The sequence below is a fragment of the Streptomyces sp. NPDC104831 genome, from assembly GCF_055583025.1.
This window is the reverse complement of the sequence record NZ_JBVJOT010000004.1, coordinates 224,008-246,617: the sequence shown is the minus strand read 5'-3', so window position 1 is coordinate 246,617 and position 22,610 is coordinate 224,008. Positions and strand designations below refer to the sequence as shown.

Annotated in this window: 20 protein-coding genes, 1 rRNA gene and 1 riboswitch; of the genes, 12 read left to right on the top strand and 9 right to left on the bottom strand. The window is 71.7% G+C overall.

From position 1 onward, the window contains the following. Positions 1–160 precede the first annotated feature (160 nt). The 11 genes from rrf (at position 161) to ACZ63H_RS04915 (ending at position 10,787) form a co-directional block, all read left to right on the top strand. Positions 161–277, top strand: a 5S ribosomal RNA gene (gene rrf / locus ACZ63H_RS04965). Between the two features lie 107 nt (positions 278–384). Then, positions 385–993 (top strand): CDP-alcohol phosphatidyltransferase family protein, encoded by a 609-nt coding sequence (locus ACZ63H_RS04960; RefSeq protein ID WP_344351237.1) that lies wholly within the window; start codon positions 385–387, stop codon positions 991–993. Positions 994–1,106: 113 nt separating this feature from the next. Next, a complete protein-coding gene (locus tag ACZ63H_RS04955; protein ID WP_467934946.1) occupies positions 1,107–3,602 on the top strand; it encodes a sugar phosphate nucleotidyltransferase in 2,496 nt (831 codons plus the stop codon). Between the two features lie 174 nt (positions 3,603–3,776). After that, a complete protein-coding gene (locus tag ACZ63H_RS04950; protein WP_469862228.1) occupies positions 3,777–4,685 on the top strand; it encodes a DUF881 domain-containing protein in 909 nt (302 codons plus the stop codon). After that, complete coding sequence (locus ACZ63H_RS04945; protein ID WP_003988855.1) at positions 4,682–5,014, top strand: small basic family protein; 333 nt, start codon at positions 4,682–4,684, stop codon at positions 5,012–5,014. The genes ACZ63H_RS04950 and ACZ63H_RS04945 overlap by 4 nt, the downstream gene beginning before the upstream one ends. A gap of 5 nt (positions 5,015–5,019) precedes the next feature. Then, the gene (locus tag ACZ63H_RS04940) at positions 5,020–5,892 is read left to right on the top strand and encodes a DUF881 domain-containing protein (RefSeq protein WP_469862226.1); all 873 of its coding nucleotides are present in this window, start codon (positions 5,020–5,022) and stop codon (positions 5,890–5,892) included. 190 nt (positions 5,893–6,082) lie between these two features. Next, positions 6,083–6,913 (top strand): FHA domain-containing protein, encoded by an 831-nt coding sequence (locus tag ACZ63H_RS04935; RefSeq protein WP_469862224.1) that lies wholly within the window; start codon positions 6,083–6,085, stop codon positions 6,911–6,913. A gap of 46 nt (positions 6,914–6,959) precedes the next feature. Next, the gene (ftsR, locus tag ACZ63H_RS04930; protein ID WP_469862222.1) at positions 6,960–7,697 is read left to right on the top strand and encodes a transcriptional regulator FtsR; all 738 of its coding nucleotides are present in this window, start codon (positions 6,960–6,962) and stop codon (positions 7,695–7,697) included. Positions 7,698–7,782: 85 nt separating this feature from the next. Continuing rightward, entirely contained in the window at positions 7,783–8,256 is a 474-nt protein-coding gene (locus ACZ63H_RS04925; RefSeq protein ID WP_026253112.1) for a bifunctional nuclease family protein, read from the top strand. Between the two features lie 260 nt (positions 8,257–8,516). Next, entirely contained in the window at positions 8,517–9,197 is a 681-nt protein-coding gene (locus tag ACZ63H_RS04920) for a MerR family transcriptional regulator (protein ID WP_469862220.1), read from the top strand. A 66-nt stretch (positions 9,198–9,263) separates the two neighbouring features. After that, positions 9,264–10,787, top strand: a complete 1,524-nt coding sequence (locus tag ACZ63H_RS04915; protein WP_469862219.1) for a DNA polymerase IV — start codon at positions 9,264–9,266, stop codon at positions 10,785–10,787. On the opposite strand, the gene ACZ63H_RS04910 is transcribed toward ACZ63H_RS04915, so the two are convergent. Continuing rightward, positions 10,709–11,080, bottom strand: coding sequence for a PRC-barrel domain-containing protein (locus ACZ63H_RS04910; RefSeq protein WP_469862217.1), 372 nt, complete (start codon positions 11,078–11,080; stop codon positions 10,709–10,711). The genes ACZ63H_RS04915 and ACZ63H_RS04910 overlap by 79 nt on opposite strands. 120 nt (positions 11,081–11,200) lie before the next feature. Then, positions 11,201–11,295, top strand: a riboswitch (glycine riboswitch). Positions 11,296–11,470: 175 nt separating this feature from the next. On the opposite strand from ACZ63H_RS04910, the gene gcvP reads away from it, so the two are divergent. Further along, on the top strand, positions 11,471–14,356 hold the full coding sequence (gcvP, locus tag ACZ63H_RS04905; RefSeq protein ID WP_469862215.1) for an aminomethyl-transferring glycine dehydrogenase: 2,886 nt from the start codon (positions 11,471–11,473) through the stop codon (positions 14,354–14,356). Between the two features lie 118 nt (positions 14,357–14,474). Here the strand turns inward: gcvP and ACZ63H_RS04900 are convergent, their stop codons facing one another. The 8 genes from ACZ63H_RS04900 to ACZ63H_RS04865 form a co-directional block, all read right to left on the bottom strand. After that, positions 14,475–15,641: an ABC transporter ATP-binding protein gene (locus tag ACZ63H_RS04900; protein ID WP_469862213.1), complete on the bottom strand. Its 1,167-nt coding sequence runs from the start codon at positions 15,639–15,641 to the stop codon at positions 14,475–14,477. Further along, positions 15,638–16,498 (bottom strand): molybdate ABC transporter permease subunit, encoded by an 861-nt coding sequence (gene modB, locus ACZ63H_RS04895; protein ID WP_469862211.1) that lies wholly within the window; start codon positions 16,496–16,498, stop codon positions 15,638–15,640. The genes ACZ63H_RS04900 and modB overlap by 4 nt, the downstream gene beginning before the upstream one ends. Further along, positions 16,495–17,322 carry a molybdate ABC transporter substrate-binding protein gene (modA, locus tag ACZ63H_RS04890; protein ID WP_469862209.1) on the bottom strand — a complete coding sequence of 276 codons (828 nt, stop codon included), beginning with the start codon at positions 17,320–17,322 and terminating at the stop codon, positions 16,495–16,497. Before modA ends, modB begins: the two co-directional genes overlap by 4 nt. A gap of 187 nt (positions 17,323–17,509) precedes the next feature. Beyond that, on the bottom strand, positions 17,510–17,905 hold the full coding sequence (locus ACZ63H_RS04885; RefSeq protein ID WP_469862207.1) for a TOBE domain-containing protein: 396 nt from the start codon (positions 17,903–17,905) through the stop codon (positions 17,510–17,512). Positions 17,906–18,000: 95 nt separating this feature from the next. Further along, positions 18,001–19,953, bottom strand: coding sequence for an APC family permease (locus tag ACZ63H_RS04880; RefSeq protein WP_469862205.1), 1,953 nt, complete (start codon positions 19,951–19,953; stop codon positions 18,001–18,003). A gap of 495 nt (positions 19,954–20,448) precedes the next feature. Continuing rightward, on the bottom strand, positions 20,449–21,006 hold the full coding sequence (locus tag ACZ63H_RS04875) for a hypothetical protein (protein ID WP_469862204.1): 558 nt from the start codon (positions 21,004–21,006) through the stop codon (positions 20,449–20,451). A gap of 262 nt (positions 21,007–21,268) precedes the next feature. After that, a complete protein-coding gene (locus tag ACZ63H_RS04870) occupies positions 21,269–21,475 on the bottom strand; it encodes a DUF5999 family protein (protein ID WP_467934955.1) in 207 nt (68 codons plus the stop codon). A 309-nt stretch (positions 21,476–21,784) separates the two neighbouring features. Next, a complete protein-coding gene (locus tag ACZ63H_RS04865) occupies positions 21,785–22,387 on the bottom strand; it encodes a hypothetical protein (protein WP_469862202.1) in 603 nt (200 codons plus the stop codon). Positions 22,388–22,610: the final 223 nt, after the last annotated feature.

The window sequence follows — 22,610 nt, the reverse complement described above, 5'->3', positions numbered from 1 at the left end:
GGTTGATAGGCCAGATATGGAAGCCTGGTAACGGGTGGAGTTGACTGGTACTAATAGGCCGAGGGCTTGTCCATTGATGCTCGCGTTCACTGTGTTGGTTCTGAAACCACGACCATGTCGCCTCTTTGTGGGGGCGTTCCGGTTGATTGTTTCATAGTGTTTCGGTGGTCATAGCGTGAGGGAAACGCCCGGTTACATACCGAACCCGGAAGCTAAGCCTCACAGCGCCGATGGTACTGCAGGGGGGACCCTGTGGGAGAGTAGGACACCGCCGAACTCCTTTTGAAGCTCCGGCTCTTGGGCACTGCCCAGGGGCCGGAGCTTTTTTGCGTTGAGGTAAAGTCAGTGAGCATCATCGGCTCGTTTCGCACAGGAGGCCCCCGGGTGGAGGTCCAGGAGACCCGTGTCCAGACGGACCGGGTCCTCACCATCCCCAACATCCTCAGCATGGCACGGCTCGTCGGCGTCCCCCTGTTCCTGTGGCTGATCCTCAGGCCGGAGTTCGGCGGTCCGAAGAGCGATGGCTGGGCCCTCCTCGTGCTGGCGTTCAGCGGGGTCAGCGACTATCTCGACGGCAAGCTCGCCCGGCGCTGGAACCAGATCAGCAGCCTCGGCCGGCTCCTCGACCCCGCTGCGGACCGCCTGTACGTGCTTTCCACGCTCCTGGGGCTCACCTGGCGGGAGATCCTCCCCCTCTGGCTGACCGCGCTGTTGCTGGCGCGAGAACTGGTTCTGCTGGTCATGGTGGGCATCCTCCGCCGGCACGGGTATCCGCCGCCCCAGGTGAACTTCCTCGGGAAGGCCGCCACGTTCAACTTGATGTACGCCTTCCCGCTCCTGCTGCTCAGTGACGGAAGTGGTTGGATCTCGTCACTCGCCGCTATTTTCGGATGGGCTTTCGCCGGATGGGGTACAACCCTGTATTGGTGGGCAGGAGTGCTCTACGTGGTACAGGTCCGCCGATTGGTTCGAGCGGACACCATGGCCGATTGATCTCGGCGATTGTCCAGACATAACGCCTCGATGGCCTGCGGTGTAAAAGTGCGGGACAATCGGACGGGTGAAGTCGGCTAGACCGTCGTCTCTTGGAGGAGGACGCTTCCGACATGAAGGCCGTCGTGATGGCCGGGGGCGAAGGCACACGCCTGCGCCCCATGACCTCTAGCATGCCCAAGCCGCTCCTGCCCGTGGCGAACCGCCCGATCATGGAGCATGTGCTACGGCTGCTCAAAAGGCACGGGCTCACCGAGACCGTCGTCACCGTGCAGTTCCTGGCATCGCTCGTAAAGAACTACTTCGGTGACGGCGAAGAGCTCGGCATGGAGCTCACCTATGCCAATGAGGAGAAGCCACTCGGTACCGCCGGAAGCGTCAAGAACGCCGAGGAGGCGTTGAAGGACGATGCCTTCCTCGTCATCTCCGGCGACGCCCTGACCGACTTCGACCTCACCGAGCTGATCAACTTCCACAAGGAGAAGGGCGCGCTCGTCACGGTCTGCCTGACCCGCGTGCCCAATCCGCTGGAGTTCGGCATCACCATCGTCGACGAGGAAGGCAAGGTCGAGCGCTTCCTGGAGAAGCCGACGTGGGGACAGGTCTTCTCCGACACCGTCAACACGGGCATCTACGTCATGGAGCCCGAGGTCTTCGACTACGTCGACCCCGACGTCCCCGTCGACTGGTCCGGTGACGTCTTCCCGCAGTTGATGAAGGAGGGCAAGCCGGTCTACGGCTATGTCGCCGAGGGCTACTGGGAGGACGTCGGCACGCACGAGAGCTACGTGAAGGCCCAGGCGGACGTCCTCGAAGGCAAGGTCGACGTCGAGATCGACGGCTTCGAGATCTCGCCGGGCGTGTGGGTGGCCGAGGGCGCCGACGTGCACCCCGACGCCGTACTGCGCGGACCGCTGTACATCGGCGACTACGCGAAGGTCGAGGCCGGCGCGGAGATCCGCGAACACACCGTCGTCGGCTCCAACGTCGTCGTCAAGAGCGGTGCCTTCCTGCACAAGGCCGTCGTGCACGACAACGTCTACGTCGGCCAGCACAGCAACCTGCGCGGCTGCGTCGTCGGCAAGAACACCGACATCATGCGCGCCGCCAGAATCGAGGACGGCGCGGTCATCGGTGACGAGTGCCTGATCGGCGAGGAGTCGATCGTCCAGGGCAACGTCCGGGTGTACCCCTTCAAGACCATCGAGGCCGGCGCCTTCGTCAACACCTCGGTGATCTGGGAGTCACGCGGTCAGGCGCATCTGTTCGGCGCCCGCGGCGTCTCCGGCATCCTGAACGTGGAGATCACCCCCGAGCTGGCGGTACGGCTCGCCGGTGCCTACGCGACGACGCTCAAGAAGGGCGCCACCGTCACCACGGCCCGCGACCACTCCCGCGGCGCCCGGGCGCTCAAGCGCGCGGTGATCTCCGCGCTCCAGGCCAGCGCCATCGACGTGCGCGACCTGGAGAACGTGCCGCTGCCCGTGGCCCGGCAGCAGACCGCGCGGGGAAGCGCCGGCGGCATCATGATCCGCACCTCGCCCGGTGTCCCGGACTCGGTCGACATCATGTTCTTCGACGGCCAGGGCGGGGACCTGTCGCAGGGCGGCCAGCGCAAGCTCGACCGGGTGTTCGCGCGCCAGGAGTACCGGCGGGCGTTCCCCGGCGAGATCGGCGACCTGCACTTCCCGGCGAGCGTCTTCGACTCGTACACCGGGTCGCTGCTGCGCAACGTCGACACGACCGGGATAGCCGAGTCGGGCCTCAAGGTCGTCGTGGACGCCTCCAACGGCAGCGCCGGGCTCGTGCTGCCCAGCCTGCTCGGCAAGCTCGGCGTGGACTCGCTGACCATCAACCCGGGTCTGGACGAGACGCGGCCCACCGAGACCGCCGAGATGCGGCGCAAGGGGCTGGTGCGGCTCGGCGAGATAGTGGCCTCCTCGGGTGCCGCGTTCGGTGTGCGGTTCGACCCCGTCGGCGAGCGGCTGTCGCTCGTGGACGAGAAGGGCCGGATCATCGAGGACGACCGGGCGCTGCTGGTCATGCTGGACCTGGTGGCCGCCGAACGGCGCAGCGGACGGGTGGCCCTGCCGGTCACCACGACCCGGATCGCCGAGCAGGTCGCCGCCTACCACGGCACCCAGGTCGAGTGGACCACCACCTCGCCGGACGACCTCACGCGCGTCGGGCGCGAAGAGGGCACCATCTTCGGCGGCGACGGCAAGGGCGGATTCATCGTCCCCGAGTTCAGCGGCGTGTACGACGGCACCGCGGCCTTCGTACGGCTCATCGGGCTGGTGGCACGCACCCAGCTCACGCTGAGCCAGATCGACGCCCGGATCCCGCGGGCCCACGTCCTCAAGCGCGACCTGGCGACGCCGTGGGCCGTCAAGGGACTGGTGATGCGGCGCGTGGTCGAGGCCGCCGGGGACCGCTTCGTCGACACCACCGACGGTGTGCGGGTCGTGGAGACCGACGGGCGCTGGGTGATGGTACTGCCCGACCCGGCCGAGGCGGTCACCCACCTGTGGGCGGAGGGCCCCGACGACGCCTCCGCGCAGGCCCTGCTGGACGAGTGGTCGGCCGTCGTGGACAGCGCCGGCCGGTAGACCTCCCACGGGCCCGGGGCCGTCGGTCGGCGTCCCCGGGCCTTACCGGACAACGTGCGGCGGCGCAAGCCGCCGCACGCGCGCGTGGTGGACAGGTGTCCCCCGAAGGGGTCTGTCCGGCACGCCGGTGGGGCCGTTCGGAGGTACCGCTCGCGACATGCGACGATGTGCGGCATGCCGCAGCAACCCCCCGTTCGGAGCAGCCCCGCGCGGCCGCAGCGCCCGGACGCCTCCATGTCGTTGATCACCAACGTCATGGACCACAGCCTCGACGACGGCTACGCCGAGGCCGCCGCCCGGAGGAAGTCCGCGGGCGAGGGCGGTCTGCCGAAGACCCTGCGGGCCAAACTCGGCCTGGCCGCCGGTCTCGTCCTCGCGGCCTTGGTCGTGACCGTGGGGGCGGCCCAGGCGCGGGTGACGGCGCCCGTGGTCGCCAAGGAGCGCCAGGAGCTGATCGACCGCATCGACAGCGAGACCGACGACGCGGACGAGCTGGAGAACACCGTCGACGAGCTGCGCGACGACGTCGACGCGAGCCGCCGGGCGGCCCTGAGAGCCAGCGGCGGCAGCGCCGAGGCCGATCTGGTGGGCCTGTTGTCGGGTGCCACCGCGGTGCACGGCCCCGGAGTGCGGCTCGTCGTGAACGACGCCAAGGAGGCCGCCGGCGGCGGGGACGGCGCGGGCCCCCGCGAGACCTCCGGGTTCTCCGACACCGGCCGGGTGCGGGACCGGGACATGCAGCGCGTGGTCAACGGACTGTGGGCGTCCGGGGCCGAGGCGGTCTCCATCAACGGGCAGCGGCTGACCGCCCTGTCCGCGATCAGGGCCGCGGGTGACGCGATACTGGTCGACAACAGACCGCTGGTGCCGCCGTACACGGTGCTGGCGGTGGGGGACGGGAAGAGGCTGAGCACCAGGTTCCAGAACAGCGCCGACGGCCTGTATCTGCACGCCCTGGAGGAGAACTACGGCATCCGCGCCACCATCTCGACGGAGGACGACGTCCGGTTGCCCGCCGCCCCCAGCGTGATCGTACGTACAGCACAGCCGAAGTCCGAGAAAACCGGGAAGGGCACATCGTGATCGCCGTACTGGGCCTCGTCGTGGGAGTCGTGGCCGGCCTGTTGGTCCGGCCCGAGGTTCCGGCCGTCGTCGAGCCGTATCTGCCGATCGCCGTCGTCGCCGCGCTGGACGCCGTCTTCGGCGGTCTGCGGGCCATGCTGGACGGCATCTTCGACGACAAGGTCTTCGTGGTGTCGTTCCTGTCGAACGTGGTCGTCGCCGCCCTCATCGTGTTCCTCGGCGACAAGTTGGGCGTGGGCGCCCAGCTGTCCACGGGCGTCGTCGTGGTCCTGGGCATCCGCATCTTCTCCAACGCCGCGGCGATCCGGCGGCACGTCTTCCGGGCGTGACATCCATGAGCGAGCAGAACGACCGCGAGGAACAGAACATCCGCACCGACCGGGGCGAGCAGCCGGCGGGCCACCTGCGCAGGGAGCTGCCGGCCGAGGTGCCGGTGCCCGCGCCCGGGACCGGGCAGCCGGACGGGGAGCGGCCCCGGCAGCCGCTGACGGGCCGGCAGCGGCTCGTCAAGGGCCTGTGGCCGCCCCGTTTCACCCGGGCGCAACTCATCGTCGCCGTGCTGCTGTTCGGCCTCGGTTTCGGCCTGGCCGTGCAGGTGGCGTCCAACAGCGACACCGACAGCGCGCTGCGCGGCGCGCGCCAGGAAGATCTCGTACGCATCCTCGATGAACTGGATTCGCGTACTCAGCGTCTTGAGGACGAGAAGCAGGGACTCGAAAAGCAGCGTCAGGAACTGCAGAGCAGCTCCGACCAGGCCGCGGAGGCGCGCCGGCAGACCGCCGAGAAGGCAAGGCAACTCGGCATCCTGGCGGGCACCGTGGCGGCACAGGGCCCCGGCATCACCATGACGATCGAGGACACGAAGGGGACGGTCAAGGCGGACATGCTGCTCGACGCGATCCAGGAGTTGCGCGCGGCCGGTGCGGAGGCGATCCAGGTCAACGGGGTCCGGGTGGTCGCCGGCACCTACTTCGCCGATTCCGACAGGAGTGTGAGCGTCGACGGGAACAAGATCAACGCACCGTATCGTTTCAGGGTCATCGGCAAGCCGCAGGACCTCGAGCCGGCGCTGAACATCCCTGGAGGCGTGGTGCAGACTCTGAAGAAAGAGCAGGCCACGGTGACCGTCGAGCACTCCGACAAGATCGTCGTGGACGCCTTGCGGCGGGCGGAGCGGCCTGACTACGCTCGGTCGTCCTCCCAGTGAACCGGCGGTGCATGGCGGTCGTCGGGCAGGGGCATGAGGTTGCGGGGGGTCGGCGCACCGAAGGGGTGGTGCGTGGTGGAAACTGTCTGGTGCATACGGACGTTGTGAGAATGTCCGGCTCGGCCGGTGTAGGCAATCAGGGTTCGTCCTGCCCCACGGGCGGGTCTGTTTCGGTCAAGGGGAATCGCCCGTGAAGTTGTTTGCGAAGTTGTTCGGCAAGAGCGCGCGAGAGGGCCGCGACAACGCGACCGCTCGTCATCGCGCGCAGCCTGACGCGGAGGGCCAGCGCCCGCTGTTCCGGGACCAGGTCGCTGGTCCGGGCGGTGACATTTCGGGAGGTCAGGGCGCGGCGTCAGTTGACCCTGCCCAGTCCGGCGGCATAGGTTTCGGGCAACCGTCAACCTCAGGTACGGGTGGAGGGTTCCCCTCCGGCCCGTACGCGTCCAACGCCCCGGCGGGGCAGCCGCGGCAGGAGGATCCGTCGATGTCGGTCCTGGTGTGTACGAGGTGCGGTAACCGCAATGCGGAGAACGCCCGGTTCTGTTCCAACTGTGGGGCGCCGCTGCGTCCCGGGCTGACGCCCGAGCGGGCCTCCGAGACGACGTCCACGATCTCGATCTCCGGGCTGGAGGCGTACGACTCCGAGGCGACCGGCCAGACGCCGCTGCCGATGCTCTCCCCGGAGGCGCAGGCCGCGGTGGACGCGCTGCCGCCGGGCTCGGCGCTGCTGGTCGTGCGCCGGGGGCCGAACTCGGGCAGCCGCTTCCTGCTGGACAGCGACCTGACGACGGCCGGCCGGCACCCGCAGAGCGACATCTTCCTGGACGACGTGACGGTCTCCCGGCGGCACGTGGAGTTCCGGCGTTCCCCGGACGGCTCCTTCACGGTGGCCGACGTGGGCAGCCTGAACGGCACGTACGTCAACCGCGAGCGCATCGACCAGGTCGCCCTGTCGAACGGTGACGAGGTGCAGATCGGAAAGTACCGGCTGGTCTTCCACGCGAGCCGGCAGGGCTACTGACCCGCCCCCGGACCGGTGTCCGGGGGGACCCCCAGAGGGAAGGTCCATGCTTCAAACACCGAGCGGCGGTGCCGGAAGCGGTACCGCCGCCAGGGACAGTGGGCTGATGAGCATCGGCACGGTGCTGAACGTGCTGCGCGACGAGTTCCCCGAAGTCACCATCTCCAAGATCCGCTTCCTGGAGTCGGAGGGGCTCGTCGAGCCGCGGCGGACCCCGTCGGGGTACCGCAAGTTCAGCCCCGGGGACGTCGAGCGCCTCGGCCACATCCTGCGGATGCAGCGGGACCACTATCTGCCGCTCAAGGTGATCCGGGAGCACCTGGACGCCATGGAGCGGGGCGAGGCCGTCCCGCTGCCCCTGGTCGGGCGCCAGCGCACCGCGCAGGACGGGCCGGTGCCCGTGGAGGGACCGACGGTGGCCAGGGTGGGCCGGGCCGAGCTGCTGGCCGCCGCCGACATCGACGAGGGCGAGCTGAAGGAGTGGGAGTCCTACGGGCTCATCGCTCCCCTGGAGGACGGGGCCTACGACGCCGAGGCCGTCACCGTGGCCTCGCTGGTCGCCGAACTGGGCCGGTTCGGGATCGAGCCGCGCCACCTGCGGGTGATGAAGGCCGCCGCCGACCGCGAGGCGGGCCTGGTCGACCAGGTGGTGGCCCCGCTCAAGCGCCACCGCAACCCGCAGACCAGGGCGCACGCCGAGGCCCGCACGAAGGAGCTGGCGGACCTCACGATGAAGCTGCACGCGGCCCTCGTGAAGAGCGCCCTCGGGGTCCGGATCCCCTGAACCGGGGGGTCGCCGGGCGGCCGGATCGGGCACCTGTTCCCGGCCCGACTACCCAAACGTCCCGGGCACGGCCTAGGGTTGCTGTGTGAACGAGCTCGATGTCGTAGGTGTCCGGGTCGAAATGCCCTCCAACCAACCGATCGTGCTCCTGCGCGAAGTGGGAGGCGACCGTTACCTCCCCATCTGGATCGGGCCGGGGGAGGCGACGGCGATCGCCTTCGCCCAGCAGGGCATGGCGCCCGCGCGACCGCTGACCCACGACCTGTTCAAGGACGTGCTGGAGGCCGTCGGCCAGGAGCTGACCGAAGTGCGCATCACCGATCTGCGAGAAGGCGTCTTCTACGCGGAGCTGGTGTTCGCCAGTGGGGTCGAGGTCAGTGCCCGCCCCTCCGATGCCATAGCGCTGGCCCTGCGCACCGGCACGCCGATCTACGGCAGTGACACGGTGCTGGACGACGCGGGCATCGCCATCCCCGACGAGCAGGAGGACGAGGTGGAGAAGTTCCGGGAGTTCCTCGACCAGATCTCCCCCGAGGACTTCGGCACCAGCAGCCAGTGAGCGGCGCGGCCGGCCCCCCGGACCAGCGGTTGTGCCCGGCGGGACCGGTGGCTCCACACGGCCGGCCCCCGGCGATTGCCCCCGGCACGGAGAGCGTCCTACGGCTCGCCGCGAGCGCATTCGGCTAGCCTTTCCCCGCGGTGGGACACGGGAAACCACTCCTAGGGTGATTATCACTCGGCGTGCCGAGTGTGGCGATCGTTGACGCACCCCTGGTGACTGCCTACCGTCGAGAAGGCAGGTCAAGGACGGAGGTCGGCGTGAGAACCAGCGGCGACGGTACGGTTGGGGGTGCCCCGGGACGCGGTTTCGGGGAAAGCGGTCCGTACCCGCCCCCGAGTTCGCTGCGCCCAGGCGGGGGACATGCCCATCCCGGCGGCGCGGTGGAGCACGCTCCGCAGCTGCCGACGGCGGTGCCGAACGGCGGAGGGGTGGCGTCCATGACGTCCGAGCAGATCGGCTATCGCGGGCCCACGGCCTGCGCTGCCGCCGGCATCACGTACCGGCAACTGGACTACTGGGCCCGCACCGGCCTGGTCGAGCCCAGCGTGCGGCCCGCCTACGGATCGGGTACCCAGCGGCTGTACAGCTTCCGTGACGTGGTCGTCCTGAAGATCGTGAAGCGGTTCCTGGACACCGGTGTGTCGCTGCAGAACATCCGTACGGCGGTGCAGCACCTCAGGGAACGCGGTTTCCGCGACCTGGAGCGGATGACCCTGATGAGCGACGGTGCCACCGTGTACGAGTGCTCCTCGCCGGACGAGGTCCACGCCCTGCTCCAGGGCGGTCAGGGCATCTTCGGGATCGCCGTGGGCGTGGTGTGGCGGGACGTGGAAAGCGCCCTCTCCCAGCTGCACGGCGAACGCATCGACACCGGTGAGACCCTGGTCGGGCACAACCCCGCGGACGAACTGGCGCGGCGCCGCAACCGGGCGGTCTGACCGTCCGGTTCCGCCCGGGCCCGCGGCACCGGCGGATTGTCAGTGCCGTGGTGCAGCATCGGACATGTGAGAAACGCGCCCACGATCCTGCATCTCGACATGGATGCCTTCTTCGCCTCGGTGGAGCAGGCGTCCAAGCCGAGCCTGCGCGGGAAGGCCGTCGTCGTGGGCGGGCTCGGACCACGCGGTGTGGTGGCCACCGCGTCGTACGAGGCACGCGTGTTCGGGGTGCACTCGGCGATGCCCATGGCCCAGGCGCGCCGGCTGGCCCCCCACGCCGCCTATCTGGTGCCGCGCTTCACTCTGTACCGGTCGGTCAGCGAGCAGGTGATGAGGCTGCTGCGGGAGCTGTCGCCGCTGGTGGAGCCGCTGAGCCTGGACGAGGCGTTCGTGGACCTGGAGGCCGGGGGCGCGGCCTGGGACGAACAGTCGGCGCGACGGGCCGGGGAGGAGCTGCGGGCGGACATCCGGGCGGTCACCGGGCTCACGGGCTCGGTGGGGCTCGCCGCCTCCAAGATGCTCGCCAAGATCGCCTCCGAGCAGGCCAAGCCGGACGGCCTCGTGCTGATCGAGCCGGGCACCGAACGGGAACTGCTCGCGCCGATGCCGGTGCGGACGCTGCCGGGGGTCGGGCCGGCCACCGGGGACCATCTGCGCAGAGCCGGGATCACCACGGTCGGGGAACTGGCGGAGGCCGGCGAGGACGAGCTGGTCCGGCTGCTCGGCAAGGCGCACGGGCAGGCGCTGTACGCCATGGCCCTGGCCCGGGACGAGCGGCCGGTGGTGGCCGAGCGGGAGGCCAAGTCGGTGTCGGTGGAGGACACCTACGACGTGGACATCCACGACCGGCTGCGGGTCGGCCTGGAGGTGCGGCGGCTGGCCGACCGGTGCGTGCGGCGGCTGCGCGGGGCCGGGCTGTCCGGGCGGACCATCGTGCTCAAGGTACGGAGGTACGACTTCTCCACCCTGACCCGTTCCGAGACGCTTCGCGGGCCGACCGACGATCCCGTGGTCATCCGGGAGGCGGCGGCGCGGCTGCTGGACTCCGTGGACACCACCGGCGGGGTACGGCTGCTCGGCGTCGGCGTGTCCGGGCTCGCCGACTACACGCAGGAGGACCTGTTCGCGCAGGCGATGCCGGTGCCGGTGGACGAGGAGCCGGAGGAGGACGCCGCCGAGGCCGAGGGGGAGGGGCCGGACGCCGCCGAACGTCACTGGCGGGCCGGGCAGGATGTGCGGCACGCCGAGCACGGGCCCGGCTGGGTCCAGGGCAGCGGGGTGGGCAGGGTGACGGTGCGGTTCGAGACGCCGCAGTCCGGGCCGGGCCGGGTGCGGACGTTCTTCGTGGACGATCCCGCGCTGGCGTCCGCCGACCCGTTGCCGCTGGTCACGGACCCTCCCCGCATCCCGGAAGGCGCCCAGGCCGCGGAAGGCGCCCGGGCCGCGGAGGAGCCGTGCGTCACGGAGACCGGGGACCGGGAGGACGCGCGCGACCGGCGGGAAGGGTCCTCTCAGCCCTCCTCCGAACCCGCCAGCTTGCCGAAGTCGTGGTCCGGCAGCGCGGAAGGGGAGGCCGTGTCCAGGCCGTAGTGGTGGTAGAGCTGGAGTTCCTGCTCGGGGGAGAGGTGGCGGCCCACGCCGAAATCCGGGGCGTCCTTGATCAGGGCGCGGTCGAAGGGGACGCGCAGGGTGCCGTCGACCAGCTCGCTGGGTTCCAGGGGCACGAAGGCGTCCCGGGAGAACAGGCCGGTGCGTATGGCCGCCCACTCGGGCACACCGGTCGCGTCGTCCAGGTACACCTCGTCGATGGTGCCGATCTTGGTGCCCTTGCGGTCGAACGCCTTGCGGCCGATCAGGCTGCGCGGATCGATGTCGGTCTGCACGGTCCCTCTCCCTCCACGTGGTCGCAACTCATCCGTAAGCACTACCAAAGAGCACATTCGGGGAGGCGGCCACTCGAAGACCGCACCATTGACCTCGCTGGTAGGCTGACAAGCGGCTGCTGACCCCGCGCGGGAGAGTCCTCCGACCACCTCGGAGGCGCCGAAGGAGCAACTCCTCCCCGGAATCTCTCAGGCTCACGTACCGCACGGACGAGGTCACTCTGGAAAGCAGGGCGGGTGTCGACGGCTCCCGCCCTCACCGACGGTGAAAGCCGGGGCCCGCGGGCCCCCGGTGAAGCTCTCAGGTGCAGATGACAGAGGGGGAGGCCGTCGGGGTGCCCGTGCCGGGGCGCCCCTCGCAGGTCGCGCCAGACCAGGAGGCCTCCGCACATGACCGCCCCTCGCATTCCGCTCTCCGAACTCGAAGCGGGCATCCCCTTCGAGCAGCGCCACATAGGGCCCGACCAGGAGGCACGGGCCAAGATGCTCGCGCAGGTCGGGTACGGCTCGCTGGACGAGCTGACCGCCGCCGCGGTCCCGGATGTGATCAAGAACGCCGACTCGCTGGACCTGCCGGGCGCCCGCACCGAGGCCGAGGTGCTCGCCGAACTGCGCTCACTCGCCGGCCGCAACCAGGTCCTGCGCTCCATGATCGGCCTGGGCTACCACGGCACCTTCACCCCGCCCGTCATCCTGCGCAACGTCATGGAGAACCCGGCCTGGTACACGGCCTACACGCCGTACCAGCCGGAGATCTCCCAGGGCCGCCTGGAGGCCCTGCTGAACTTCCAGACGATGGTCGCCGAGCTGACCGGGCTGCCCACCTCCGGCGCCTCCCTGCTGGACGAGGGCACGGCCGCCGCCGAGGCGGTGGCCCTGTCCCGGCGCATGGGCAAGAACAAGAAGGGCCTGTTCCTGGTCGACGCGGACGCGCTGCCGCAGACCATCGCCGTGATCCGGACCCGTGCCGAGCCGACCGGTGTGGAGGTCGTCGTCGCCGACCTGTCCGCCGGCATCCCGGCGGGGATCGCCGAGCGCGAGATCAACGGCGTGCTGATCCAGTACCCGGGCGCCTCCGGTGCCGTACGGGACATCAAGCCCGTCATCGACCAGGCGCACGAGCTGGGCGCCCTGGTCACCGTGGCCGCCGACCTGCTCGCCCTGACCCTGCTGACCTCGCCCGGCGAGCTGGGCGCGGACATCGCCGTCGGCACCACCCAGCGCTTCGGCGTGCCGATGGGCTTCGGCGGCCCGCACGCCGGCTACATGGCCGTCCACGAGAAGTTCGCGCGCAGCCTGCCCGGCCGCCTGGTCGGCGCCTCCGTCGACGCCGACGGCCACAAGGCCTACCGGCTCGCGCTGCAGACCCGTGAGCAGCACATCCGCCGTGAGAAGGCCACCAGCAACATCTGCACCGCGCAGGTGCTGCTCGCCGTCATGGCCGGCATGTACGCCGTCTACCACGGGCCCGAGGGCCTGAAGACGATCGCGCGGCGCACGCACCGCTACGCCACCCTCCTCGCCGCGGGCCTGCGGGCCGCCGGCGTGGAGATCGTGCACGGCGCGTACTTCGACACCGTGACCGCGCGCGTGCCCGGCAAGGCCGCCGGGATCGTCGCCGCCGCCCGGGACAAGGGCGTCAACCTGCGGCTCGTCGACGCCGACCACGTCTCCGCGGCCTGCGACGAGACCACCGACCGGGCCGGGCTGGCCGCCGTCTGGGCCGCCTTCGGCGCCGAGGCCGACATCGAGGCGCTGGACCGGGCCGCCGAGGACACCCTGCCCGAGGCGCTGCTGCGCACCGACGACTACCTCACCCACCCGGTCTTCCACCAGCACCGCTCCGAGACCGCGATGCTGCGCTACCTGCGCCGCCTGGCCGACCGCGACTACGCGCTCGACCGCGGCATGATCCCGCTGGGCTCCTGCACCATGAAGCTCAACGCGACCACGGAGATGGAGCCGGTCACCTGGCCCGAGTTCGGCCAGCTGCACCCCTTCGCGCCCGCCGAGCAGGCGCAGGGCTACCTGACCCTCATCCGTGAGCTGGAGGACCGTCTCGCCGAGGTCACCGGCTACGACAAGGTGTCCCTCCAGCCGAACGCCGGCTCCCAGGGCGAACTGGCCGGTCTGCTCGCCGTCCGCGGTTACCACCGCGCCAACGGCGACGACCGGCGCACCGTCTGTCTGATCCCGTCCTCCGCGCACGGCACCAACGCCGCCAGCGCGGTGATGGCCGGCATGAAGGTCGTCGTCGTCAAGACCGCCGAGGACGGCGAGATCGACGTCGAGGACCTGCGCGCCAAGATCGAGCAGTACCGCGAGGAGCTGGCGGTACTGATGATCACGTACCCGTCCACGCACGGGGTGTTCGAGGAGCACGTCGCCGACATCTGCGCGGCCGTGCACGAGGCCGGCGGCCAGGTGTACGTCGACGGCGCCAACCTCAACGCGCTCGTCGGCGTCGCCAAGCCCGGCCACTTCGGCGGTGACGTCTCCCACCTGAACCTGCACAAGACGTTCTGCATCCCGCACGGCGGCGGTGGCCCGGGCGTCGGCCCCGTCGCGGTCCGCGAGCACCTCGCGCCGTACCTGCCGAACCACCCGCTCCAGCCGGAGGCCGGCCCGGAGACGGGCGTGGGCCCGATCTCCGCGGCCCCGTGGGGCAGCGCGGGCATCCTGCCCATCTCCTGGGCGTACGTCCGGCTGATGGGCGGCGAGGGCCTGAAGCGGGCCACCCAGGTGGCCGTCCTGTCGGCGAACTACATCGCCAAGCGCCTGGAGCCGCACTTCCCGGTGCTCTACACCGGCCCCGGCGGCCTGGTCGCGCACGAGTGCATCATCGACCTGCGCCCGCTCACCAAGGCGACCGGCGTGAGCGTCGACGACGTGGCCAAGCGCCTGATCGACTACGGCTTCCACGCGCCGACCATGTCGTTCCCGGTGGCCGGCACGCTGATGATCGAGCCGACCGAGTCCGAGGACATCACGGAGCTGGACCGTTTCTGCGATGCGCTGATCGCCATCCGCGCGGAGATCGAGAAGGTCGGCTCGGGCGAGTGGCCCGCGGAGGACAACCCGCTGCGCAACGCCCCGCACACCGCCGCCGCGCTCGGCGGCGAGTGGACGCACGCCTACAGCCGCGCGGAGGCCGTCTTCCCGGCCGGTGTCCCGGCCGCCGACAAGTACTGGCCGCCGGTGCGCCGCATCGACCAGGCCTTCGGCGACCGCAACCTGGTGTGCTCCTGCCCGCCGCTGGACGCCTACGAGGACTGAGCGAACCACCGCCGAACGGCTCCGCCCGGGTTCCCGGGCGGAGCCGTTCGCGCTCGCTACGGGGTGGCGAGGGCGGATGCCCGGGGGCACGGGCACCCACCGTGGAGCGCGGATCCGCTCAGGCCGGGTACGCGTGGGTCTGGGCCGCCTTGACCGTCGCCCACACCGGTGCGCCGGGACGCAGGTCCAGCTCGGCGGCGGCGACCGTCGTCAGGTCCGCCGTGAGCGGCAGCTCGCCGGTGAGGTCGGCGCGGATCTGGTCGCCGTGCGTCTCCAGGCCGGCGACCTCGCAGCGCCACAGGTTGCGGGCGCTGGCGCCGGAGGGCCGGTCCCGGAACAGGGTCACGGCGGACGGCGGGAACGCCACGAAGGCCGGGCCGGACAGCTCCTCCGTCGTGGTGATCGCGGGCCCGGATCCGAGGCGCACGGTGTGTCCCGCGGCCTGTCCCCGGTAGAGGTTGAGGCCCACGAGCCGGGCGATGTAGTCGGTGCGCGGGTGGCGGGCGATGTGGGCGGGGCTGCCCTCCTGCACGACCCGGCCGTGCTCCACGACCACCAGGCGGTCCGCGAGCACCATGGCGTCCAGCGGGTCGTGGGTGACCAGGACCGAGACCGCCTCGAACTCGGCCAGGTGGCGGCGGAGCCGGGCGCGGACCTCCAGGCGGGTACGGGCGTCCAGGGCCGCCAGCGGCTCGTCCAGGAGGAGCAGGCGGGGGCGGGTGGCGAGGGCGCGGGCGAGGGCCACGCGCTGGGCCTGGCCGCCGGACAGCCGGCGCGGCTTGGCACCCGCGTGGTCGGCCAGGCCCATGCGGTCCAGCCAGGCCGCCGCGAGGGCCCGGGCCTCGGCCTTGCCCGCGCCCTGGCAGCGGGGGCCGAAGGCGACGTTGTCCAGGGCGGACAGGTGGGGGAAGAGCAGGTAGTCCTGGAAGACGACGCCGACCGGCCGGGACTCGGGGGGCGTGTGCTCCAGGGCGGTGCCGTCCAGGCGCAGGTGGCCGTCCGTGAGGGGGGTGAGGCCGGCGAGGGCGCGCAGGGCGGTGGTCTTGCCGGCGCCGTTGGGGCCGAGGAGGGCGAGGACGTCCCCGGGCGCCGCCGTCAAGGTCACGTCCAGGCGGAATCCGGGGCGGTCGACCACGAGGCGGGCGTCCAGGCCGGTGGCCGGAGAGGGGTTCCTGGCCGCGCCGGCCGTGCGGCTCTCGTCGTCGGGTGCGGGCGGCCCCTGCGGGGGCGGAGCGCCGTGGGGGGAGGGGGCCGGCCTGCCGGGGCGGGGGGTGCTGTGGGTCATGGGGTGGTCATCCAGCGGTCTCTGAGGGCGGCCAGGACCGCGATGGAGACGGTGAGCAGGACCAGGCTGAGGGAGATCGCCGCCTCCGGGTCGTTCTGCAGGGCGAGGTAGACCGAGAGGGGCATGGTCTGGGTCCGGCCGGGGAAGTTGCCCGCGAACGTGATCGTCGCGCCGAACTCGCCGAGCGCCCGCGCCCACGCCAGCACCGCGCCGGCCGCGATGCCCGGCGCGATCAGCGGCAGCGTGACCCGGCGGAACGCGGTGAAGCGGGACGCGCCGAGCGTGGTGGCCGCCTCCTCGAAGCGCGGATCGGCGGCCCGCAGCGTGCCCTCGACGCTGATCACCAGGAACGGCATCGCCACGAACGCCTCCGCGATCACGACCCCCGCGGTGGTGAACGGCAGGGTGATGCCGAACCACGCGTCCAGCCACCGCCCCACCACCCCGTTGCGGCCGAGGGCCAGCAGCAGGGCCACGCCGCCGACGACCGGCGGCAGCACGAGCGGCAGGGTGACCAGGGCCCGTACGAGGCCCCGCCCGGGGAAGTCCGTGCGGGCCAGCAGCCAGGCCAGCGGCACACCGAGGACGAGGCTCACGGCGGTCGCCGCGGTCGCGCTGATCAGCGACAGCTGGAGCGCCTGCCACACCTCGGCGCTGCCCAGCTGCTCCGGCAGACCGCGCCAGGGCGCGCGGACCAGCAGCGCGAGCAGCGGCAGCAGCAGGAACGCCAGCGCCAGCAGGCCCGGCAGCAGCAGCGGCAGCGGCACCCCGCGCCGGCCCCCCGCGCCGGTGCGGCGGCGCCGCGGCCGGCCCGTGCGCAGGCCGGTCGCGGCGCCGGGCTCGTCGGGCGGGGTCACGGCTGGAGGAACCCGGCCTCGCCGAGCACCTTCCGCCCCTCGGCGGACCGCACGAGGGCGAGGAACGCCTTGGCGGCCCCGGGGTTCCCCGCGTTCTTCAGGACGGCGATCGGGTAGTCGTTGACGGCGCCCGCGGACTCGGGGAACTCCACGCCCTCCACCTTGCCACCCGCGGCCCTGACATCGGTCTTGTAGACGACCGCGGCGTCCGCCTCCTTCAGCTCCACCTTGTTCAGGGCGCTCTTGACGTCCTGCTCGTAGGAGACCGGGGTGAGCTCGACCCCGGCGGCGTCCAGGGCCTTGTGGGCGGCGGAACCGCAGGGCACCGTCGCGTCGCACAGGACGACCTTCAGCCCGGACCGGGCGAGGTCCTTCAGGGAGGACACCTTGTCGGGATTGCCCGGCGGGGTGGCGATCTCCAGCTGGTTGCGCGCGAACGTGACCGGGGTGCCGGACGCCTCTCCCCCGTCCGTCACGGTCTTCATCGTGCCGGGGCTCGCGGCGGCGAAGACGTCGGCCGGGGCGCCGCTGGTGATGCTCGCGGCGAGGGTGTCGCTGCCGCCGAAGCTGAAGCCGACCTTCGTGCCGGGGTACCGGTGCTCGAACTCCTCGCCGAGGGCCGTGAAGCTCTCCTTCAGGGAGGCGGCGGCGAACACGGTGACCGTGCCGGACGGCTTCGGGGAGCCCGACGCGCCCGAGGAGCCGGACCCCTGCGTGTCCGGCGAGCCGGACGAGGAGGAGCAGGAGCTGAGGGCCAGTACGGCGACGGCGCCCGCACCGGCCAGTCGCAGCGACCGCCGGGTGCGGCGCACGGAACGGGTCATCACGGAGCTACTCCTCGGTTCTGGGGACAACGGTCGCGCCCTGGCACGCCCGTGGCCCGGCCGTGCGGCGATGATACTGCCGCACTTGCCAGGCAGAAGTCTCCTGTCGCATCGCATGAGCCGGGAAGTTGCGGTTTGTAGCTTGCATGTGCGTTCTCGTGGCGCGTTCGGAGCCCGGCGCGCCCGGTCAGCCGCGGTCGATGTGGACGTTCGTGGACTTCACGCGCGCGGTGGCCTCCATGCCGACCTCCAGGCCCAGTTCCTCCACGGCCTCCCGGGTCAGCAGCGAGACGAGCCGGTGCGGTCCCGCCTGGATCTCCACCTGGGCGGCGACATCGCCGAGCTTGATCGCGGTGACGATGCCGGGGAAGGCGTTGCGGACGGAGGTGCGGGAGGTCTCCTCCTCGCCGCCGTCGCCCTTGGCGAGTTCGACGGAGAACGCGGCGAGGTCCCTGCCGTCGACGAGCCGCCGCCCGGACTCGTCGCGGTGCGTGGCCACGCGGCCGGCGTCGGCCCAGCGGCGGGCGGTGTCGGGGCTGACGCCGAGCAGCCGCGCGGCCTGGCCGATCGTGTAGGACTGCATGCCGGTCACGATAGGCCCGCCCGCCGGTGAGGGGGACGCGGGGTCGGCCGCGGCGCCCCGCGTGACACCCTCTGGTGCGGGACCGGCGGACCGGTTCAGCCGGTGTGCACCCGGGGCCGGCGTTCCCGGTCCGGTTCCGCCTCGCGCAGCACCTCCCGGGTGACCGGGGCGACCTCCCCCTGGCCGAAGAGGAAGAAGCGGAGGAAGTTGGCGAACGGATTGCCCTCGGTCCACTCGAAGTAGATGTGCGGGGTGCGGCCCGTGAGGTCCCGGACGTGCAGCAGCAGCGCGGCGAGGGCGTTCGGGATGGAGGCGGACTCCAGCGTCAGCACCCGGTAGCGGCCGTGCAGCACCTCTCCGCGCACGGTCAGCCCCGCCTCGAACTCGGACGGGTCGGTGACCGTGACCTCGACGAAGACGAAGTCCTCCTGCTCCGGCAGGTCGTTGTCGGCCTTGGTCTGCTCGGCCTTGTCGCGGTACTCGGCCTTGTCCCGGCGGCCGGGCTCGTTGGCGATGAAACGGATGCGCCGGTGGGCCATGTCCCGGACGAATCGTTCCGCCAGCGGGTCCAGCGTCACGCTCGTCACGCGCAGCTCGAAGGCGCGGGCCAGCCGGGACAGCAGTGAGATCAGCATGATGCCGACGATGAAGCAGGCACCGATCTTCACACCGTCCGGACGCTCGATGACGTTCACCACGGTCGTGTAGAGGAACACCGCCGAGACCGCCCCGAAGCCGAGGGTCCAGCCCCGCTGGCCCGCCCTGCGCGCGGCGATGGTCACCGCGATCGCGGCCGAGCTGATCAGCACCAGCACGCCGGTGGCGTAGGCGCCGCCCTGCTTGTCGACGTCGGCGTCGAAGATCCAGGTCACCAGGAAGGCGACCAGGGTGAAGACGATGACCATCGGGCGCACCGCCCGCGCCCAGTGCGGGGCCATGCCGTAGCGGGGCAGGTAGCGCGGCATCAGGTTGAGCAGGCCGGCCATGGCGGAGGCGCCCGCGAACCACAGGATGGCGATGGTCGAGACGTCGTACACCGTGCCGAAGACGTTGCCGAGGTACTCGTGCGCGAGGTAGGCGAGCGCGCGGCCGTTCGCGCCGCCGCCCCGCTCGAACTCCCGCTCCGGGATGAGCAGGGTCGTGATGAAGCTGGTGGCGATCAGGAAGCAGCTCATCACCAGCGCGGCGGTGGTCAGCAGCTTCTTGGTGTCCCGGATGCGGCCGGCCGGTCGCTCGTCGGTGTCGCCCGGGTCGCCCTGGACGTGCGGCATGACGGCGACGCCGGTCTCGAAGCCGGACAGGCCGAGGGCGAGTTTCGGGAAGACGACCAGCGCGACGCCGATCATCGCGAAGACGTTGCCGTGCTCCGTGGTCAGGGCGCCGCTCCAGTCCGTGATCACGTGCCCGGCGGTGACGACGTGCCACAGGCCGGTGATCACGACGACGACGTTGAGCAGCAGGTAGACGCCGACCAGGGCGACCGCGACGCCGATCGCCTCGAGGAAGCCCTTGAGGAAGACCGCGCCGAGCAGCGCCACCAGGAACAGGGTGATCACCATCTGGTGGCCGTGCAGGGCACCGGTGAGGTGCGGGTTCTCCACCAGGTGGGTGGAGGCGTCGGCCGCCGAGAGCGTGATGGTGATCAGGAAGTCGGTCGCCGCGAAGCCCAGCAGGGTGAGGACGAAGAGCTTGCCCTTCCAGAAGGAGAGCAGCCGCTCCAGCATCGCGATGGAGCCCTCGCCGCGCGGACTCTCCTCGGCCACGCGGCGGTAGACCGGCAGGGCGCCGGCCAGGGTGACGACGACCAGCACGATGGTCGCCACCGGTGACAGCAGGCCGGCCGCCAGGGCCGCGATGCCGGGCTGGTAGCCGAGGGTGGAGAAGTAGTCGACGCCGGTCAGGCACATCACCCGCCACCAGCGCTGGCCCCGGTGCGCGGGCTCCGGCTCGGCGTGCGGTCCCGGATGCTGCTTGGCCAGGTCGGACAGGCCCTCCAGCAGCCAGGCCCGCAGGCGGCCGGTACTGGGAGGATGTTCGGTCGCGGCCATCGGTGTGCTCCTGACATGCGGCGGCTCTTTCCGGCCATCACCCGGACGGCGGCACCAGCGTAAGCAGAGAGTGATGCTCGGGCCCGTGGATCGGCGGGCCGACGGCGTCAAGCTTGCGTTAAGAATGGCCCGGGAGGGCGCGGGCCGCACGAAGAAGCGGAGGCCGGGGGCGGTGTGCCGGGTGGGCGCCGGGCGGGTGGGCCGGTCGCGGGCCGGGCCGGGCAGCCGGGGGTGACGGACACCGAGCGTCATGGCGGGCGCCGCCCGGGCGGACCGGCGGCTCGGGCGGCGGGCGTACGCGGCTGGACGGCCACCGGCCGGGCGAGCGTGCCGGGAGGGTGGCGTGGACCTCGCGGGCCGGGGAAGCGGCGTGGTGCGGCGTGGCGCACGGCGTGTGGGGCCCTGGCGGCCGGGGCGTGCCGTCGCCCGTCGCGGCGTACGACGCCGGGATCCCTGCCGGTCGGGCGGTCCGTTACGCGTCGGGCCGTCCGGCGGTCACTCCATGCCCGATGCCCGGAACACGCCCCGCGCCGTCTCGCGGTCCACTCGGCGGGCGAGGGCGTGCAGCGCGGTCGTACCGGTCAGCAGGAGTCCGGCCGCTTCGGCGTGACGGGCGCCCTCGTCGAGCCGGTACCACAGGTCCGGGTTGCGGATCAGCACCTCGGGGTCGATCTCCACCCGGCCGCCCCGCGCGTCCCGCAGCACGAGCCGCAGGCCGGCGCCGTCCACCGGGCGCACCGCGGTCAGCAGATCGGTGCGGACCCGGCGGGTGCGCCCCAGGCGCCGGGCGGCCAGCCAGCCCGGACCCGCCGATACGCGCGCCGGGTACAGGACGAGGAACAGCAGCAGGGCCGTCGGCGGCCACAGCGCCCCGCGCCACCAGGTCAGCGAGCCGGCCGCCGTGTCCAGGCACAGCAGCAGCGCGAGCAGTGCGAGCGCGTAGCGGACCGCGCCGCGTACCTCCCCGGCCCAGGCCCGGTCGTACGCCACGGCCGCCGTGCCGGTCGGGGACGGGCCGGTCGCCCGGGGGCGGATGTCGTCGCGGTGCTCCATGGGAAAGACGGTAGACCGGCCGGCGGCCGGTGGTGACCCTCGTTGACGGCGCCCTGACGGCCCGGGAGTCATTCTTGACGGGACCGTATCGCCCCTGCCCGCACCGCCTCGAACGGAGCCGGCTCGTGGCGGGCGGATGTCGTGGGGCGGGCCGGCGCGGGTTCCTCGGCCGGCACGGGACCCGGGGCGTGCGGCGCGGGCACGTGTCGGGGCCGGTGCGCACCGGTGGGTGCGGCCGGCCCCTGGGATTGCCGTGCCGTGCTCAGGCGGCGGTCATCACCTGGTCCGCACCGAGCGGGCGGTGCGGGTCGATGATGCGGCCGTCGGGCAGCAGCTCGCCGGTGTCCTCGAAGAGCAGGACGCCGTTGCACAGCAGGCTCCACCCCTGCTCCGGGTGGTGCGCCACGAGGCGGGCGGACTCCCGGTCGGCGGATTCGGCTGGCGGGCACGGCGGCTGGTGCTGGCACATGGGCGGGATCTCTCGGTCTGTCGTGATCATGTCCGTCCCCCGTGATGAAAGAGTCGGTCTGCGTCCAGTGTTCTCTCCCGCGCGTCATTCCGCAGGGTTTTCCCACCACCGCTTCTCACAGGTTCATGACGCGTCACCCGCACGGGCGGTTCATTCCAACTCCACGGTCACTTCGGGTGGTTCGCACTGGCCGGAAGGGACTAGTCCGGACGATGCGACCGCCGGCGACCGCCGTATCCCGGGTTCGCCGGGCCCGGAAAGCAGTCGTACCCCGCTTCCCGGGCGGGAAGCGGGGTACGCGGGTGTCGGTCAGGCGGCGGGCGAGCCGAGCGCCGTCGGGCCGAGCAGTGGGAGAGGAGTCGCCCGATGGGTCAGCACCGGAAGCAACTCGGCGACGCGGAAGGGACGGTGCGCCGGAATGCCCGGCGGGGCCGGTGCCAGCGGGACGAGGAGGTCGGTGGCGGCCGGGTGGCCCCCGGTGCCGTCGCCCGAGCAGTCGCCGTGCAGCCACAGGGTGAGCATGTACAGGCCGGGGACGGACAACAGCCTTGCCTGGTACGGCAGTTGAAGGGCCTCGGCCTGCTCCAGGGCGCGCTCGGTGGAGGTGACGTACGGGCCCTCGAAGAAGTGCGAGAAGGTCCAGCCGTCGGGGGTGAGCATGGTCTCGGCCGCGGCCACCGCACGGTCGCCGGACCGGATCAGGAACCGCCAGCCGGCCAGCCGGGTGGCGGACAGGCCCTGCTCGGAGATGCGGTCCCAGACGTGGACCGGCAACGGCAGCTCGGGGGTGGTGGGCCCCTGCGCGGCGCGCAGGGAAGGAGTGCGCGCCTCGCGGACCGCGGTGGGGGAACCGAGGGCGGCGAGGACGGAGCGCAGGGCGGGCGCGGGGGCAGGAGGGACGTGCAGCGGCATGTGGGTCGCCTCTCATTCGACAGGCGCGGCGGCGCGAGGAGGGGGTGGGGCGGACGGCGCTGTCTGCTCACGGAAGGCCGGAGAGGTGGGGCCCGGGTCGGGTGTGAACGAGGGTGCGGCTCGGCCCGCCGCCCGTCGACCGGGACGGCAGGAACCCCTCGGAAACCAGGTCCGAGGGTGCCACCTCTGCCTTGCGCCGCAGTTTATACGACGTTTGTTCGGC

What these genes read in the sequence shown, in the direction of transcription:
- ACZ63H_RS04955 (WP_467934946.1), top strand. Translation starts at nt 1,107, where the DNA reads ATGAAGGCCGTCGTGATGGCCGGGGGCGAAGGCACACGCCTGCGCCCC.
- ACZ63H_RS04950 (WP_469862228.1), top strand. Translation starts at nt 3,777, where the DNA reads ATGCCGCAGCAACCCCCCGTTCGGAGCAGCCCCGCGCGGCCGCAGCGC.
- ACZ63H_RS04940 (WP_469862226.1), top strand. Translation starts at nt 5,020, where the DNA reads ATGAGCGAGCAGAACGACCGCGAGGAACAGAACATCCGCACCGACCGG.
- ftsR (WP_469862222.1), top strand. Translation starts at nt 6,960, where the DNA reads ATGCTTCAAACACCGAGCGGCGGTGCCGGAAGCGGTACCGCCGCCAGG.
- gcvP (WP_469862215.1), top strand. Translation starts at nt 11,471, where the DNA reads ATGACCGCCCCTCGCATTCCGCTCTCCGAACTCGAAGCGGGCATCCCC.
- ACZ63H_RS04900 (WP_469862213.1), bottom strand. Translation starts at nt 15,641, where the DNA reads ATGACCCACAGCACCCCCCGCCCCGGCAGGCCGGCCCCCTCCCCCCAC.
- modA (WP_469862209.1), bottom strand. Translation starts at nt 17,322, where the DNA reads ATGACCCGTTCCGTGCGCCGCACCCGGCGGTCGCTGCGACTGGCCGGT.
- ACZ63H_RS04885 (WP_469862207.1), bottom strand. Translation starts at nt 17,905, where the DNA reads ATGCAGTCCTACACGATCGGCCAGGCCGCGCGGCTGCTCGGCGTCAGC.
- ACZ63H_RS04880 (WP_469862205.1), bottom strand. Translation starts at nt 19,953, where the DNA reads ATGGCCGCGACCGAACATCCTCCCAGTACCGGCCGCCTGCGGGCCTGG.
- ACZ63H_RS04875 (WP_469862204.1), bottom strand. Translation starts at nt 21,006, where the DNA reads ATGGAGCACCGCGACGACATCCGCCCCCGGGCGACCGGCCCGTCCCCG.
- ACZ63H_RS04870 (WP_467934955.1), bottom strand. Translation starts at nt 21,475, where the DNA reads ATGTGCCAGCACCAGCCGCCGTGCCCGCCAGCCGAATCCGCCGACCGG.
- ACZ63H_RS04865 (WP_469862202.1), bottom strand. Translation starts at nt 22,387, where the DNA reads ATGCCGCTGCACGTCCCTCCTGCCCCCGCGCCCGCCCTGCGCTCCGTC.